The sequence below is a fragment of the Devosia sp. 63-57 genome (genome assembly GCF_001899045.1).
Taxonomy (GTDB): Bacteria; Pseudomonadota; Alphaproteobacteria; order Rhizobiales; family Devosiaceae; genus Devosia; species Devosia equisanguinis.
This window is the reverse complement of the sequence record NZ_MKUY01000005.1, coordinates 1,811,883-1,827,298: the sequence shown is the minus strand read 5'-3', so window position 1 is coordinate 1,827,298 and position 15,416 is coordinate 1,811,883. Positions and strand designations below refer to the sequence as shown.

Annotated in this window: 14 protein-coding genes; 8 read left to right on the top strand and 6 right to left on the bottom strand. The window is 62.3% G+C overall.

Annotation, left to right across the window (positions count from 1 at the left end):
• Window positions 1-9 precede the first annotated feature (9 nt).
• The gene (locus tag BGO80_RS17015; protein ID WP_286722501.1) at window positions 10-1,560 is read left to right on the top strand and encodes an indolepyruvate oxidoreductase subunit beta family protein; all 1,551 of its coding nucleotides are present in this window, start codon (window positions 10-12) and stop codon (window positions 1,558-1,560) included.
• Between the two features lie 11 nt (window positions 1,561-1,571).
• On the opposite strand, the gene BGO80_RS17010 is transcribed toward BGO80_RS17015, so the two are convergent.
• From BGO80_RS17010 to BGO80_RS17000, 3 genes are read right to left on the bottom strand one after another with little or no spacing between them, the layout of a single operon-like run.
• Complete coding sequence (locus BGO80_RS17010) at window positions 1,572-2,099, bottom strand: MarR family winged helix-turn-helix transcriptional regulator (RefSeq protein ID WP_223214182.1); 528 nt, start codon at window positions 2,097-2,099, stop codon at window positions 1,572-1,574.
• Between the two features lie 21 nt (window positions 2,100-2,120).
• Window positions 2,121-3,701, bottom strand: a complete 1,581-nt coding sequence (locus tag BGO80_RS17005) for a phytoene desaturase family protein (protein WP_286722498.1) — start codon at window positions 3,699-3,701, stop codon at window positions 2,121-2,123.
• A 21-nt stretch (window positions 3,702-3,722) separates the two neighbouring features.
• Window positions 3,723-4,514 carry a cyclase family protein gene (locus BGO80_RS17000; protein ID WP_126150591.1) on the bottom strand — a complete coding sequence of 264 codons (792 nt, stop codon included), beginning with the start codon at window positions 4,512-4,514 and terminating at the stop codon, window positions 3,723-3,725.
• Between the two features lie 210 nt (window positions 4,515-4,724).
• Between BGO80_RS17000 and BGO80_RS16995 the strand changes: the two genes are divergently transcribed.
• Together BGO80_RS16995 and BGO80_RS16990 are read left to right on the top strand one after the other, a co-directional pair.
• Window positions 4,725-6,290, top strand: a complete 1,566-nt coding sequence (locus tag BGO80_RS16995) for a phytoene desaturase family protein (RefSeq protein ID WP_286722496.1) — start codon at window positions 4,725-4,727, stop codon at window positions 6,288-6,290.
• Between the two features lie 102 nt (window positions 6,291-6,392).
• Window positions 6,393-7,367 (top strand): AraC family transcriptional regulator, encoded by a 975-nt coding sequence (locus BGO80_RS16990; RefSeq protein ID WP_286722494.1) that lies wholly within the window; start codon window positions 6,393-6,395, stop codon window positions 7,365-7,367.
• Window positions 7,368-7,418: 51 nt separating this feature from the next.
• Here BGO80_RS16990 and BGO80_RS16985 read toward each other — a convergent pair whose 3' ends face one another.
• Genes BGO80_RS16985 through BGO80_RS16975 form a run of 3 tightly spaced genes read right to left on the bottom strand, consistent with a single transcriptional unit; the run spans window position 7,419 to window position 9,945 of the window.
• Window positions 7,419-8,219 carry an SDR family oxidoreductase gene (locus BGO80_RS16985; RefSeq protein WP_286722493.1) on the bottom strand — a complete coding sequence of 267 codons (801 nt, stop codon included), beginning with the start codon at window positions 8,217-8,219 and terminating at the stop codon, window positions 7,419-7,421.
• Window positions 8,216-8,722, bottom strand: a complete 507-nt coding sequence (locus BGO80_RS16980) for a flavin reductase family protein (protein WP_286722492.1) — start codon at window positions 8,720-8,722, stop codon at window positions 8,216-8,218. Before BGO80_RS16980 ends, BGO80_RS16985 begins: the two co-directional genes overlap by 4 nt.
• Window positions 8,719-9,945 (bottom strand): styrene monooxygenase/indole monooxygenase family protein, encoded by a 1,227-nt coding sequence (locus BGO80_RS16975; RefSeq protein ID WP_286722490.1) that lies wholly within the window; start codon window positions 9,943-9,945, stop codon window positions 8,719-8,721. Before BGO80_RS16975 ends, BGO80_RS16980 begins: the two co-directional genes overlap by 4 nt.
• A 501-nt stretch (window positions 9,946-10,446) precedes the next feature.
• On the opposite strand from BGO80_RS16975, the gene solA reads away from it, so the two are divergent.
• The 5 genes from solA to BGO80_RS16950 are packed head-to-tail and all read left to right on the top strand — an operon-like array spanning window position 10,447 to window position 15,348.
• Window positions 10,447-11,628 carry an N-methyl-L-tryptophan oxidase gene (gene solA, locus BGO80_RS16970; protein ID WP_286722488.1) on the top strand — a complete coding sequence of 394 codons (1,182 nt, stop codon included), beginning with the start codon at window positions 10,447-10,449 and terminating at the stop codon, window positions 11,626-11,628.
• A 4-nt stretch (window positions 11,629-11,632) separates the two neighbouring features.
• The gene (locus BGO80_RS16965) at window positions 11,633-12,625 is read left to right on the top strand and encodes a dipeptidase (RefSeq protein WP_286722486.1); all 993 of its coding nucleotides are present in this window, start codon (window positions 11,633-11,635) and stop codon (window positions 12,623-12,625) included.
• 20 nt (window positions 12,626-12,645) lie between these two features.
• Complete coding sequence (locus tag BGO80_RS16960; protein ID WP_164550353.1) at window positions 12,646-13,617, top strand: ABC transporter substrate-binding protein; 972 nt, start codon at window positions 12,646-12,648, stop codon at window positions 13,615-13,617.
• Window positions 13,618-13,661: 44 nt separating this feature from the next.
• Window positions 13,662-14,441, top strand: coding sequence for an ABC transporter ATP-binding protein (locus BGO80_RS16955; protein ID WP_286723068.1), 780 nt, complete (start codon window positions 13,662-13,664; stop codon window positions 14,439-14,441).
• Window position 14,442: 1 nt separating this feature from the next.
• Entirely contained in the window at window positions 14,443-15,348 is a 906-nt protein-coding gene (locus tag BGO80_RS16950; RefSeq protein WP_286722484.1) for an ABC transporter permease, read from the top strand.
• Window positions 15,349-15,416: the final 68 nt, after the last annotated feature.

Genomic DNA, 15,416 nt, shown 5'->3' with positions numbered 1-15,416 from the left:
GTGGGAATAATGAACGCACACATGACCCCGACCTTCGAAAAACCCATTGCCATCGCCATTCTCGCCATGGGCGGACAGGGCGGCGGCGTCTTGGCCGACTGGATCGTCTCCATGGCCGAGGCCGAGGGCTGGGCCGCCCAGTCGACCTCGGTTCCCGGCGTGGCGCAGCGTACAGGCGCGACCATCTATTATGTCGAGTTGCTGCGACCAAGCGCCGAGGGCAAGATGCCGGTGCTGTCGCTGATGCCGACGCAGGGTGATGTGGATATCGTGCTGGCAGCCGAGTTCATGGAAGCCGGTCGCTCGATGATGCGCGGACTGGTTACGCCGAAAAAGACTACTCTGATTGCCTCGACCCACCGGTCCTATGCCGTGGGCGAAAAGGAAGTGCCGGGCGACGGCACCGGCGACCCGCAAAAGGTCGCGGAAGCGTCTGGAATCGCGGCGCGAAAGAGCATCGTCTTCGACATGCAGACGCTGGCTGAAAAGAATGGCAGCGTCATTTCGTCAGCCATGTTCGGGGCATTGGCCGGCGCTGGCGTGCTGCCATTTTCGCGCACCGCGTTCGAGAATGCGGTTCGGGCCGGTGGCAAGGGCGTGGAAGCCAGTTTGCGCGCCTTCGCCGCTGCGTTCGATCGTGCTGAAGGGGGCGCAACTGACCCAGTGAGCCGCAAGCCCGCCGTCACGGCCGCAGTCTTGCCAGCCAGTGCCGGCCATCCCAAGCTCGATGCGCTGCTGAACCGGCTGCGCTCAACGCTGCCAGACAGCGCGCAGGCCATTGCCTTTGCCGGCCTCAAAAAGGTGGTCGACTGGCAGGACCCCCGTTATGGCGACGAATATCTCGACCGCCTGATCGCGCTGCATGACCTTGATATGAAGGCTGGCGGGGCTGCGCGGGATTTCGCCTTTACTCAGGCGGCGGCCAAATATCTCGCTAATGCGATGGCCTATGACGATGTCGTGCGCGTCGCCGACCTAAAGACCCGCGCCACCCGCTTCGAGCGCGTGCGCAAGGAGATTGGCGCCAAGGCCGAACAGGTGGTTTACACCACTGAATACATGCATCCGCGCATGGAAGAAGTGGCCGGCGCCTTGCCTGCCGGGATCGGCCGCTGGCTGACCGGCAATAAGGGGCTCTATGAGGGCCTGGATCGCTTCGTCAGCAAGGGCCGCCACGTCAACACCGGCACGCTTTTCTGGTTTGCCGGGCTCTATTTCGTCTCGGCGCTGAAGCCCATGCGGCGCGGCATGCTGCGCCATGACATGGAAATGGCCCATATCGCCCGTTGGCTCGATGTGGCGAACGGTGTCTTGCCGACAAATTACGATCTCGCCACCGCGGCGCTGGGCGCTCGGCGGCTGATCAAGGGCTATTCGGATACCCATGCGCGTGGCCAGACCAAGTTCGACAAGGTCATGTCGGCGGTGCCGCTGCTTGCCGATCGCGCCGATGGCGGCGTGTGGTTGGGGCGGCTGGTGGAGGCCGCACTGGCAGACGAGGCTGGCAATACGCTCGACGGTGCGCTGGCGACGATCCACAGCTTTTCCGAGGCAGCATAGGCCTTGTGCGATCAGTCCGGCGTGTCCTCTTTGGACTCGCCGGACGCAATCTTGAGCATGTTCCGCATGACCTTGTGCAAGGTATCGACGAAGCGGTCATACTCGTCGGCCGGCACGCCTTCGAACAGATCGGCATAGAGCTGGTAGAGCACCGGCCAGAAATCCTGCACCGCCGCCCTACCCTCTTCGGTGATATGAAGCTCGCGCACGCGCATGTCGTCGGCGCGGGACTGCCGACGGACATAGCCCTGGGTTTCGAGTGCATCCAGGTTGCGACTCATTGTCGACTGCTCGACCACCGCCAGATAGGACAGGTCATTGACCGTCAGGCCCGGCGAAATAGTGAGCAACAGCAGCGCGCGCATTTTGGGCGTCGTCAGATCATAGGACTTCAGCCGCTCCTGCAGGAACGTGTTGTAGGTCACCGAAATGCGATTGATCAGGAATGGCGCGAACTGGTTGAGCCCGATTTCACCCAGGCTGGGGATTCGGCTGGTATCTTCCGGCTCGCGCAACGAGCCCATGAGGTGCTTTGGCACGCAGTCACCCTTGGCTGGTGATTAACGAAGGGCCTTGGCCAGCAGGAAGCCGGAGCCTCCACCCAGTCCCGGCCCCGGATGCGTCGCCGCACCAATGTGATAGAGCCCAGGCACGTGGGTATTATGGTTGACGGTGTTCTTCAAGGGTCGCCAGATGAAGAACTGGTCTATGCCACAATAGCCGCCATAGGGATCGCCGCCCACCAGATTGACGTTCATCGACTCGAGGTCGGCCGGCGAATAACTACGGCGCTTGATGACGATCTCGTCGAAGTTGACGATGTGCCGGCGAAGGATGGCTTCAACACGGGCGGCAAAGGCCTCGCGCACGGCTTCGGTCCAGCGGCCATCAGCATCAACAGCGATTTCGCCCGCTGCGTCGCCGAGAATCTGTCTAGGCGCTTCGGGCAGTTGCAGCCAGAGGATGGATTGCCCCTCGGGCGCACGGCTAGGGTCGAGGGCTGCAGGCTGTCCCACGCAGATCGTGGGGACGGCAGGCAATAGACCGCGCTCGGCTTCGTTGGCGGCGCGCGACACGCCGTCGAGCCCCGGCGTCAAATGGATCAGAGCGACGTCAGCCATTCCTTCGGCCGCCCATTGCGGCCTGCCTTTGAGCGCGTAATGGATCTGCATGTCGCCCTTGCCATAGCGATAATTGGCGACGCCTTCAGCGACTTCCGCTGGTACCTTGGCAGCCGGCAGCAGCTTGCCATAGAGCTGACCCGGCGCGACCGAGCAGATGACGCCCTTTCGCGCCGTCAGGACCTCACCATTGGCCAGGCGGACACCACTGGCGCGCCCATTTGCATCGATGGTGATCTCGGCAACTTCGGAGCCGGTGCGCACCGCGCCACCCTGTTCGGCGATCAGGCCTTCGAAGGCGCGCACCGCATTGATGGCGCCTCCCCTAGCGATGGGGGCGCCGGCCATTTCCAGCGCAAAGCCGATGACCTTGAGCATTTCGCCGGAATAGGTGTTGTCCGGGTTGAGCCCGCAATGCAGCACCCAGGGTGCAAACAGAGCCCGTACCAGTTCCGAGCGGTAGCGCGTTTCAAGATAGGGGCGCGCCGAGACCAGCGCCTCGCCGAAGAAGCTGGCAAGACCCCGCAGCCCGCGTTTCCAGGCTTCACGCGCCACCAGTTTCATAGTCGCGAGCGACCAGAGTTGGCCTCCCAACAGGCCGAAGACAAAGCCAGCATTGGCGCCGAAGCGATCCATCTCGCGCTGGAAGCTGGCGCCATCGCCGGCGGCTGCGGCGTCGAAAGCGGCGATGTTGGCGGCACGGTCACCGGTCAATATCAGATGGCGACCATCTGGGAGCACCACGCCGGTGGGTGCCTTGGTGTTGCAAAATTCGAGGCCGTGCCGGGCGAGATCTGGGCCCAGCGCGGCAAAGGCTGGAGAGGTGGTGAAGAGCACGAAGGTAGTCGCCATGACGTCATGGACGAACCCTGGAACCGTTGCCTCTTCGGTGCGCAGGCAGCCACCCGGGACAGCATTGCGCTCGAGTACGAGCACCTTGTTGCCCTTCTTGCCCAACATGGCGGCGGCAACTAGCGAATTGATGCCGCTGCCGACAACGATGTAATCGAGCTGGCTCATGATCCACCTCTCCCTGTTTGCTTAGCCGCGCGGGACGAGCGCGAAGCAGCGCACCGGGCTGCCGGTGCCGCCGACAATCTTCAGCGGAGCGACGACCAGCAGCGCGCCGGTTGCCGGAAGCTTGTCGAGGTTGACGAGGCTGGCCAGGCCGTAGGCGCCGGCGCCCAACAACAGGGCATGGGCCGGGAATGGCGGATCAAATGTCGCGGCCGCGCCGGCGTCGGTGCCGACGCATTCATTGCCCCAGCCCAGAACTTGCTTTTCGACAAGGTATTTGACGGCATCGACGCTCGGCCCCGGCGTGTGCGGGCCGTTCTCATCGGCATTGAGGAACTGCTCGGTGCTGACATTGCGCGGATACCAGTCTGACCGCAGTACGACCCAGGCGCCCTTGGGAATGGCGCCGTGCTCGGCTTCCCAGGCCTTGATGTCATCGGCAGTCAGCAGAAAATCGGGATTGGCAGCGACTTCCTTGGACTTATCGATGACGACTACCGGCGCCACAAAGGTCTGTGGAGAAATGGTGTCGGTCGAATTGTTCGGCACGTCCTTGCCGGAAATCCAGTGGCTGGGGGCGTCGAAATGGGTGCCGGTATGTTCACCGAGTTCCATCCAACCCCAGGCCCACCAGGGACCGTCCTGGTCATAGGCCGAGATCTTGTGCATCTTGAACGCGGGCGTGTTCTTGGCAAAGTCGGGCGGCAGATAGAGAACCGGGGTATTCGGCCCCAGCGGAGCGGTCAGGTCGACGATTTCGATGGCGCCGGACGCCAGGGCGCCGGCGACGTTGGCAAGGGCTTGAAGTGAGCTCATGGCGGATTTTCCTCGTGAGGCTTGCGTAAACTGCGTTCCCACCCGCGTCTCCCCCGCGGGCACTTTATCAGGCAACTGCATGGAGTTTCCTGACCATAGAATACCTGCATTACAGGCTTTGGAAAGATATTTTAGGTCGAAAATATCGACATATGCATATTTATTGTGACAGGCTGCACTCCTTGTTGGTTGACGCGGGGAGAAGTGGCCATGCAGCAGGTAGACGCCATTGTCGTTGGCGCGGGCGTGAACGGGCTGGCAGCCGCCACCCACCTGGCCGAGCGAGGCTGGAGCGTGCTGGTGCTGGAAAAGGCCGATGCCCCCGGCGGCGCGGTGCGCACCGAGGAGGCAACCCTGCCCGGCTTCCGGCACGACCTCTGCGCCATGAACCTGTCCATGTTTGCGGGCTCTGCCTTTTACGCCACCCACAAGCAGGCGTTGCACGCGCAGGGGCTGGACTTCGTCGGCGTAGCGGACAGCTTCGCCACCCCTTTCGTCGATGGTCGATGGCTGGGCGTCAGCACCGACCTTGCGGCGACAAGTGCGCGCATTGCGGAGTTTTCCAGCGCTGACGCAGCCGCCTGGCGCGCGATGGCAGCAAGCTTTCCCTCGGATGCTGCCTATATCGGCGGTCTTCTCGGCAAGCCGATGCCGTCGCTTGCCGTGGTCAAGCTGATGTTTAGGGCCTGGCGCGAAAAAGGGCTGGACTGGATGCGGGACATGGCAGGCATGCTGGTCTCCTCGCCGCGCAACTATCTCGACAGGCATTTCGAAAGCCCGCAATTGCGCGCCATGATGGCCGCCTGGGGCATGCATCTCGACTTCGGTCCCGACATCGCCGGCGGCGCGGTATTCCCCTATCTCGAAAGCATGGCCAACCAGGCGTTTGGGATGGTGCTCGGCAAAGGCGGCGCCGATGCCGTCATCCGCGCCATGTGCGGCGTCATCGGGGCCAGGGGCGGTCGAATCGAATGCAATGCCGAGGTCACCGCCATCACCACGCGTAACGGCAAGGCTGTTGGTGTACGGCTGAGCGATGGCCGCGAAATCAGCGCCGGCCGAGCCGTCATTGCCAATCTTCATCCGCGCCACCTCATCCGCCTTGCTCCCGACCTGCCTACGCGGTTCACCGCCCCGGCGAGCAAGTTCCGCGCCGGTCCCGGTACGATGATGATCCATATGGCGCTCGACAGCCTGCCGGATTGGCAAGCCGGCGAGGACCTCAAGCGCTTCGCCTATGTGCATCTGGCGCCGGATTATGCGACCATGTCGCGCGTCTATCAGCAGTCTATCTCTGGACTTTTGCCCGACGAGCCTGTCCTCGTCGTCGGCCAACCGACGGCCCTCGATCCCAGCCGCGCGCCAGAGGGCAAGCATGTCCTTTGGGTGCAGGTCCGCACCCTGCCCTACGATATTGCCAGCGACGCAGCCGGAAAGATCAGCGCCCGGAATTGGGATCAAGCCAAGGGGCCCTATGCCGAGCGCGCCATCGACCTGATCGAACGGTATGCGCCGGGACTTCGCGGCAAGATACTGGGCATGGCAGTGCAGTCCCCGCTCGATCTCGAGTGGATGAACCCCAACCTGGTGGGCGGCGACAGCCTCTCCGGCAGCCACCACCTGGACCAGAATTTCCTGTTCCGACCCATGCCCGGCTGGTCGCGCTGGAAGACACCACTGTCCGACCTCTATCAGGTAGGCGCTTCGACCTGGCCGGGCGCCGGAACCGGCGTCGGCTCGGGATTCATGCTGGCCCAGTATCTGGCGGGCAAGTGAGCGTGACCTGCACAGCTCTTGCGCATGACGCGGGCACTGTTTAATGTTTAGGCTTAAACTGTTTTCCGGCACTGCTCGCGGGCCGGAACGGGAGTGACGTCGATGACTGCTTTGCAGCAACCGCTCGCCCGCTATGAACGCTTCTCCACCACCGATGTGGACGAGGCGAGAGAACAGGTCGCCCGCGTTTATTGTGACCATCGTCTGCGTCCTCTCTCCGGCGCCCGTACCGTCGGGGCGTGGCAGACCATGGCGCGAACCGGAGCCATCGCGGTGGGCGCGATGAGCTATGGCGCGGACGTCGAGATCGAACCGGGCGCCCTCGATGACTTTTTTCTGCTGATGCTCCCCTATTCCGGCCAGGCGCGGATCAAGCAAGGGCGTCATGAGGCCGAGGCGTCTTCCGCACAGGCGACAGTCCTCAACCCAGATGATGCCACGCGCATGCGCTGGAGTGCCGACTGCGCCAAATTGATGGTGCGCATCGATCGCGGGGCACTTGAGCAGCAATTGTCGGCCATGCTCGGTGGCGCACCAGCCAAGGGCGTCCGCTTCGACCTGGCTATGCCGGTGCAGGGTGCGAGCGCGCATTGGTGGCGCATGGTGAACCTGCTGATGGACGGGTTGGAGCTTTCCGAAGAGCCGCCCAATCCGCTGGCGGCGAGCCTGCAGGAATCGCTGCTCATGGTGAGCCTGCTCGAACATCAGGCCAACAATTTCACCGCCAGGCTGGCCCAGCGCAGCAACGCCATCGCGCCGCGACATGTGCGCTTGGTGGAGGGCTTTATCGAGGAGAATGCGGACAAGCCGCTCGACCTTCAGGACCTGATCGCGGTGAGCGGCGTCAGCGGACGCGCGCTGTTCGATGGTTTCCGTCGCTTTCGCGGCACCTCGCCGCTGGCCCATTTGCGCATGGTACGCCTCAATCGGGTGCGGGAGCAGTTGCTCACAGGCGGGGACGAGGAAACGGTTACGTCCGTGGCCACACAATGGGGCTTCTATCAACTGGGGCGCTTCGCGGCGCTTTACAAGGCGACGTTCGGCGAGTCGCCGTCGGAAACACGCCGCCGCCGCTGATGCTGGATTGGGCCGGCCCTTATCGCTGATGCGCTGGGCCGGCCACATGGTTCAGCGGACGGAGGCGCTGCCGCCAGTGAGCAGGGCAATGGCCTGCCCCGGACCTTCCGGACCCAGCGCCGTGTAGCCGCCATCGACCTTGAGTTCAGAGCCGGTGGTGAAGCTGGCTGCCTTGGATGACAGGAACAGTACCGCCGCTGCCGCTTCCGGCCCGCGACCGACTCGCCCCAGGATGTGGAAATTTGCGCCGACACTGTCGGCCTTTTCCTGATCGTTACCGGACAGGCCGGCAATGGGATCGCTCCAGGTCCAGCCGAGAATGATGCTATTGGACCGGATACCGTCCTTGGCATAATCCAGCGCCTGCGAGTGTGTCAGGTGCAAAATGGCTGCCTTGGAGACCGGGTAAGTCCAGCGGCCGGACTGAGCCGCATAGGCGCTGATCGAGGAGATGTTGACGATCGAGCCCCCCTGCTTCGCAAGATGCGGCCGCGCTTTTTCCGACAGCAGCGCGCTCGAGACCACATTGGTGTTCAGCGTATTGAGCCAGGACTCGCGGCTCGACTGAGCACCATTGTCGTCATAGACGGCGGCATTGTTGACGACGATGTCGAGCCGACCCCATTCCGCGGCCGCAGCAACGAGGGCATCGAGGTCTTCGTCCTTGCGGATGTCGGCAGCCACATAGCGCACCTTGTCGCCGAACTGCCTGGCTACAGCATCGCCGGCCTCGCGGCTGCGTGCTCCAACCACGACCTTTACGCCGGCTTCCACGAGGCCCTTGGTGATATCGAGGCCAATGCTGGCCGCGCCACCCGTGACGATTGCCACCTTTCCTTCGAACTCGCTCATTGGCAGGCCTCCATCAGCTGGGGTTTGTGCAATTGCTTGTAACCGCCGCCGAAGTAGAGCAACGGCTCGCCGGTATTGTGCTTGTAGTCGGTGACTTCGCCGATGAAGATCAGATGGTCGCCAGCATCGGGCGCCTGGGTGATACGGCAGGAGAACTGGGCCAGCGCCCCTTGCACCACCGGCATGCCGCCAAGCTCGTCAAAGCTGACCTCCAGATCAGAACTGCCTCGCGACGAGAAGTGACGGGACAGATGCTGCTGGTCATGCGCTAGCACCGAGAGACCATAATGGCCGCTATCATGCAGCGCCTGTTTCATCGACGCCTTGTGGTCGATGCAGATTAGGACCAGTGGCGGGTTGAGCGAGACCGAGGTGAACGAATTCGCCGTCATGCCGTGGATGCGCTCGCCCCAGCGGGTGGTGACGATCAGCACGCCGGTGGCGAACATTCCAAAGGCCCGGCGCAATTGCGCCGGGTCGATATTGCTGATGGGTTCGCTCATGCTGCTGCTCCCATGGCCTCAGCCAAGAAGGCGTCGGTGAGCGCCGGGTCAGTGATGGTCGGGAAGTAGGTGCGGGGGTCGTTGAAGCCGTTGACGAACCAGTGGGCCACCTTCTGGTTCTGCTGTGCCGTGCCGAGAATCTTGACCATGTGCTCGGGCGGCGGCAGCAGCATGTTGTTGGTCCAGCCAACGACGAACTGGGCGTAATCCCAGTAGCGATCAAACGTCGCCTGCATGAAGGCGGCGTCATAGGGACGATCGCCATGCTCGAGAATCGCAGTGAGATAGGCCGCCGCGCAGTGGCTGGCATTGTTGGAACCTTGGCCGGTGATCGGGTCGTTAAGGCAGACCGAGTCGCCCATACCCAGTGCCACAGCGCCATTGGGCAGCGCCAGAACCGGCTTGCGCACGGTGGGCGGGAAGCGGCCAGCCAATATGCCGAGGTCGTCAGTCAGCACGCAATCCTTTGAGCGGGCATATTCCTCGGGCACGAATTCCTTGAGGATGCGGAGGCTCTCGGCCAGATGCTCCTGCGCGCTCTTCACATTGGCCCAATTGTCCATCGGGCCACCGGGAATGCCTTCGAACACCATGATCTCACATGGGCCGCTAAGGGTCAGCGCCGGGAATACGAAATACTCGCCCACACCCGGCATCAGGTTGAAATTGACCGCCGAATGCTCCTTGCGCGGCTCCATGCCGTGCACATAGGTCAGCGCCAGCGACCGCTGGGGTTTGTCGAAAGGCGAGCGCGTTTCGTCGCGCTGGAACAGCTTGCCGATCTCACCCTTGCCCGAGGCGACGATGACGAGGTCGCATTCCTGCTCGAGCGCTTCCAGCCCGGCCATGTCGACATCGGCGATACGCAGTTCGCCACCGGCCTTCTCGAATTCTGTCATCCAGCGCGGCATCTTCACACGCTGGTCGATGGACTGAGCCGGCCTGTCGAGGCGGGACGACCACTGCATCGCGGTCTGGCCGCCCGGGACTAGGGAAAACTGGATTCCCTCCACGGGCGGCGCGTCTTTCCAGAAGTCGATGCCCAGGGCGCGTTCGTTTTCCAGCGCGCGGTCAAACATGCACTGGCTGGACGTGACCCGGCCATTGCGGATCTGGTCCGGCGTCTGGTTAGAGGTAATGACCACCTGGTAGCCATTCTTGAGCAGCCCCAGGCCCAGCTGCAGGCCGGCCTGACCGGCGCCAACAATTCCGATTTTTCGCATTTTCGTGTTCCCTTGCTTGTCCACCCTCATGGACTGCATGGGATCGTCGCAAATCCGTCATCCGGCGCTATGCAGCCAGTGCATGCACTATGCACTTATCGCTGATTGTTTGTGTCGAAGCGCCCAACGGGTGATGGCTGAGGGCCGACAGGCAATCTGGGAAAGCGGCGCGCAGCAGTTGGCTTCTGCTGCGTAGCGCGACAGACGGCGCCAGGTCGCAAAAGTGACCAAATTCTACTCACGATGCATATCGTAGCATCACTTGCTATTTTGAGATTTAATGAAGGCAATATTTTCTATTTTAAGTGCCGATTGCGCACATAAATGCGATTGACGACCCGCTCAGCCTGTGGCTCGCTAGGCATACCAAACCCCGGCCAAGTGGGTCGCTCAAAAAACAAAACTCACGGGTCGGTGGAGCTTAAAATTTTAGGTCTATACCAATGCAGAGGCATGCATCTAGGTTGACGACCGCTCGGCTGTGACGAGAGGGTGGGCAGAATGCGTCGTTGTGAGTATGCAGTCCTGGGGCTCGGGGCTATGGGGAGCGCGGCATTCTACCAGCTTGCAAAGGCCGGGGCCGATGTCATCGGTATTGACCGCTACAATCCGCCCCATCCCCATGGATCTACTCATGGCGAAAGCCGCATCACCCGGCGCGCCATCGGCGAAGGCATGGCTTATGTGCCATTGGTCAGCCGCAGCCACGAAATCTGGCGCGACCTTGAGGGCCAAACCGGGCAGACCCTGCTCAGCGAAGTGGGGTGCCTCATCATCTCACGCGCCGACGATGCCGTTGAACGCCCAGGGCGAACCGGCTTTATCCAGCGTACGCGCGAGGCGGCCAACCGCTACAGCATTCCGCACGAAATTCTCGACGCCAATGCGATCCGCCAGCGCTTTCCGCAGTTCGCAGTCGCCGACGATGAAATTGGCTATTTCGAGCCGGGAGCCGGCTATGTCGAACCCGAGCGCTGCGTTGCCGCCCAGTTAACGCTGGGCAAGGCGCTAGGCGGGGAGACGGTGCTCGACACGAAGGTCACCGCCATCGAACACACGCCGGATGGCGTCCTGCTCAAGACCACGTCGGGCGATATCCTGGCCCAGAAGCTAGTGCTTTCGGCGGGCAGCGGCGCATCGGGCCTGTTAGGCGGCGCGTTCGAGACCATTCTCTCTCCCACCCGCCAGTCCATGCATTGGTTCGAACTCGAACCGGAGCTGCGGCAGGAATGGGCGAGCGGCCCGGTGTTTATCTGGCCCCATGGCGAGAGCGCCGACGACTTCTTCTACGGCTTTCCCGAGGTCGAAGGGCTGGGCGCCATCAAGATCGCCGACGAAGCCTATGGCAACCCCATCGATCCCGACCAAGTGGACCGCAACGTGCCGCTTTCGGCGTCTGACGAAAAATATGTCCGCCACCTGGCGCCGCGCCTCAAGGGCGTGTCGGCACGGCGGCATAAGGCGGTGACCTGCCTTTACACCGCAACCCCGGACAGCGCCTTCGTCATCGACTGGCACCCGAACGATGAGCGGATCCTGGTGGTGTCCCCCTGCTCCGGCCACGGCTTCAAGCATTCAGCGGCCATCGGCGAGATTGCTGCACAGCTGGTGACCACCGGGCAGAGCGCCATCGATATTTCTGCCTTTTCTCTCAGCCGCTTCCCCGCATTTTCCGGAGTGTGATCCCATGTCCGCGAAGGACCTCATTGCGCAGTCGATCGTTTGGGAAAGCGTGGTCGGCTGGACGCCCGAATGCCTAGATAACGGGCCGGAAATGCTGACCCGTTTCGACAAGGCTGGCTTTTCCTTCGTATCCCTGACCATCGGCGCGGATTGGGACAAGCCCGAAGCGACGCTCAAGCATTTTGCCCAGCAGCGCCGTTGGATCGAGCGGCAGCAGCGCTACCGGATCATTGAGACGGCCGATGACATCGTCGCAGCCAAAGCCGATGGGCAGATGGCGGTGAGCTTTCACTTGCAGGGAGCCGGTCCGCTTGGCTATGAACCGGCCCTGATCGACTTCTGGTACCGGCTGGGCATCCGCTGGATGATCCTGGCCTATAATACCCGCAACCCGCTGGGCGATGGCTGCCACGAACCGTCCGATGCCGGCTTGTCCATGCTGGGACGCGCCTTCGTAGCCGAGGCAAACCGCTGCGGCATGCTGCTCGACGCTTCGCATGCGGGTATCCGGACCAGTCTCGACATGATCGCGCTGTCGGAAAAGCCTATCGTCATTTCGCATTCGAGCATGCGCGCGCTTAAAGATCACGAACGCAATGTGACCGACGAACAGGTCAAGGCTCTGGCGGCACGCAATGGCGTGGTGGGCATCAATTCTATCGGTGCCTTCCTGACCGAGGACAACCAGTCCGGCCTCGAGCCGCTGGTGCGCCATATCGATCACGTGGTGCAACTGGTTGGCCCAGACCATGTGGGGCTGGGGCTCGACGTAGTGTTCTACCAGGACTTCATGACCAAGCTTTACGACGCCGGACCGATGATGGCGCAGCGCGGCTATCCGCGCCCCCCCTGGGCCGATGTGAAACCCGAAATTCTGCCCGACCTGGTCGAGGCCCTGATCGGCCTTGGCTATGGCGAGCCCGCAATCAAGGGCATTCTCGGAGAGAACTTTCTCCGCGTTGCCCGCGAAAACTGGCGCATCGCGCCAGCAAAATGACAGCACACGGAGGGAAAACCATGCTGCTCAAAAGACTATTTCTGGCTGCCGCTGCCCTTGCGACCGCTACCACAATGGCACATGCCGAACCCAAGCTCATCGCCATCGCCAGCTTCGGCGAACATCCGGCGCTGACCGAGACCGCCGATGGCTTCAAGGCCCGGATGACAGAGCTCGGCTATGTCGAGGGCACTGATGTCGTCTATGACTTCCAGCACGCCAATTTCGACCGCAGCCTCATCCCGCAGGTGTTGCAGCAGGTCGAAGCCAAGAAGCCGGCGCTGATCTTCGCCATCACCACGGGCCTCAACCAGGCGGCCGTGCGCGGCATCACCGACAAATCCATCCCCATCGTATTCGGCGCCGTCGTCGACCCCGTCGTCGCTGGCATCGTGCCCGACTGGGAGCACGGTTCGGAATGGAGTGCCGGTGCGGCCATGCTCCCCAACTTCAAGGAATCTCTGTCCTTCCTCAAGGAAGTCATTCCCGGCATCAAGAAAGTGGGTACGCTCTTCAATCCCGGCGAAGACAATGACGCGACCAATATCAAGCTGATCAACGAAGCTGCTGCCGAAGCAGGCATCGAAATCGTCGCGGTGCCGGTCGACAATCAGAACGATCTGCCGCAGCGCGTACAGAGCTTTGCCGGCCAGGTGGATGCTATCTTCCTGATCCAGTCCAACATCGTGCAGACCGCAGTGCCAGTGGTGGCCCAGGCCGCCCAGCGGATCAAGCTGCCGCTGTTCAATTCGGTTTATGCGCCGGACCTCAAGGACCAGTTGGCCGGGTTCCACGCCATCTCCTACTGGAAGAATGGCGAGCATGCGGCCGACATCGCCGACCGTATCCTCAAAGGCGAAAAGCCGGCCGATATCGCCACCTATATTCCCCAGCCGGAAGACTTCGACAAGCTGATCAGCGTCAAGGGTCTCGAGGCAGTCGGCCTGACCCTGCCGGAAGCGCTCAAGGACAGCCCCTGGATCATCAAGTGAGCGAACCCGTTCCTCTAAGAAAGGAGACGCAGTCACCTGCGTCTCTGCTCCACTGCCAGGGCCTGAAGAAGAGCTTCTCGACCGGGCTGCCCGGCGGTCGACCCGCCCTTGATGGCGTGGACCTGAAGCTGTCGCGCGGTGATTTTGTCGTGGTAATCGGCAGCAATGGCGCGGGCAAGTCGACGCTGCTCAACGCCATTGCCGGCAGCTTCTTCGTCGATGCCGGCCAGATCGTGCTCGACGGACAGGACATTACCCGCCTCGCACCACACCGACGTGCAGGTCTGGTCACCCGCGTGTTCCAGGACCCGATGATCGGCACGGCCGCCGCCATGACCATCGAGGAAAACCTGGCGCTGGCCGAGCGTCGCGGTAAAGGCCATGGCTTTGCCCAGCTGATTTCCGCCCGCCGGCGGGAATTCTACCGGGTGCAGCTGGCCAGCCTGCAACTGGGGCTGGAAGACCGCCTCGATGCGGTGGTCGCGACCTTGTCAGGCGGTCAGCGCCAGGCGCTGTCGCTGATCATGGCGGCGCTGTCGCGTCCAAAGCTGTTGCTACTGGACGAACATACAGCGGCGCTCGACCCGCGCACAGCCGACCGAGTGATGGCGGCAACGCTCGACACCGTCGCCAGCAATGCGATCACCACACTCATGGTCACGCATAATATGCGCCAGGCCATCGAGACGGGAAACCGGCTGATCATGATGGATGCCGGCAAGATCAAGCTCGATATCGGCGGAACCGAGAAAGCCGGTCTCACCCCTGCCGACCTGATCGAGAAGTTCAAGCTCGACAACGACCGCATGCTGCTGGGAGCCTGAGATGAGCTTTATTTCGTCCTACATAAATCTCGTCCCGGTCACCTTCGCCCAAAGCCTGATCTATTCGTTCCTGGTGCTGGGCATCATGATCCCTTTCAGGCTGATCAGCTTTCCCGACCTCACCAGCGAGGGGGCCTTTCCGCTCGGCGGATGCGTGTGCGCGGCGCTGATCCTTGCCGGCTACAATCCGATCCTGGCGACACTTGTCGCCGTGGCGGCGGGTGGCTTGGCCGGCGCCAGCACAGCGATCATCCACCTGCGGTTCGGCATCAATTCTCTGCTCGCCGGCATCCTGGTTTTTACCGGCCTCTACAGCATCAACCTGCGCATCCTGGGCAAGTCCAATGCTGCCTTGTTCAACGCCGACAACATCTTCAACATGATCCATCCGGGTATCGTCACCACGGTTTGGATGCAGATCCTGGTGTTCGGCGTACTGGTCGTTGCCTTGCTGCTGGCGCTGCGCTGGTTCCTGACCACGCAAGCAGGGGCGGCTTTGCGGGTGGTGGGTGTCAATCCAGACCTCGCGCCGTCGCTGGGCATCAACCTGTGGACCTACACCATTGTCGGCCTCGCCCTGGCCAATGCCATGACGGCGCTGGGTGGGGCCCTGATCGTGCAGTTGCAGGGGTATGCCGATGTCGGCATGGGCCTGGGCGTGCTGATCAACGGCCTTGCGTCGTTGGTGATCGGTGAAACCATTGTCGGCCGTCATACGGTAACCCGGCAATTGCTGGCGCCGGTGCTGGGTGCGGCGGTGTATTACCAGCTCGTCTCACTTGGCCTGTCCATCGGCCTGCAGCCCAGTGACCTCAAACTGGCAACGGCGATCTTCGTTCTCGTCACGCTGGCCCTGCCTTCAGCCACCGGCAAGCGCTTCCAGACGCGGGAGAAGATGCGCGCCTAATCAAGCGGTAGGGCCGAGGAGTACGTCGGCGCTGTCAGATTACTAGACCTGATAATGGGCGTCCTCAC

Bases quoted from the DNA above. Each gene is read 5' to 3' on its own strand.
- BGO80_RS17015 (WP_286722501.1), top strand. From the start codon at position 10: ATGAACGCACACATGACCCCGACCTTCGAAAAACCCATTGCCATCGCC.
- BGO80_RS17005 (WP_286722498.1), bottom strand. From the start codon at position 3,701: ATGAGCCAGCTCGATTACATCGTTGTCGGCAGCGGCATCAATTCGCTA.
- BGO80_RS17000 (WP_126150591.1), bottom strand. From the start codon at position 4,514: ATGAGCTCACTTCAAGCCCTTGCCAACGTCGCCGGCGCCCTGGCGTCC.
- BGO80_RS16995 (WP_286722496.1), top strand. From the start codon at position 4,725: ATGCAGCAGGTAGACGCCATTGTCGTTGGCGCGGGCGTGAACGGGCTG.
- BGO80_RS16990 (WP_286722494.1), top strand. From the start codon at position 6,393: ATGACTGCTTTGCAGCAACCGCTCGCCCGCTATGAACGCTTCTCCACC.
- BGO80_RS16985 (WP_286722493.1), bottom strand. From the start codon at position 8,219: ATGAGCGAGTTCGAAGGAAAGGTGGCAATCGTCACGGGTGGCGCGGCC.
- BGO80_RS16980 (WP_286722492.1), bottom strand. From the start codon at position 8,722: ATGAGCGAACCCATCAGCAATATCGACCCGGCGCAATTGCGCCGGGCC.
- BGO80_RS16975 (WP_286722490.1), bottom strand. From the start codon at position 9,945: ATGCGAAAAATCGGAATTGTTGGCGCCGGTCAGGCCGGCCTGCAGCTG.
- solA (WP_286722488.1), top strand. From the start codon at position 10,447: ATGCGTCGTTGTGAGTATGCAGTCCTGGGGCTCGGGGCTATGGGGAGC.
- BGO80_RS16965 (WP_286722486.1), top strand. From the start codon at position 11,633: ATGTCCGCGAAGGACCTCATTGCGCAGTCGATCGTTTGGGAAAGCGTG.
- BGO80_RS16960 (WP_164550353.1), top strand. From the start codon at position 12,646: ATGCTGCTCAAAAGACTATTTCTGGCTGCCGCTGCCCTTGCGACCGCT.
- BGO80_RS16950 (WP_286722484.1), top strand. From the start codon at position 14,443: ATGAGCTTTATTTCGTCCTACATAAATCTCGTCCCGGTCACCTTCGCC.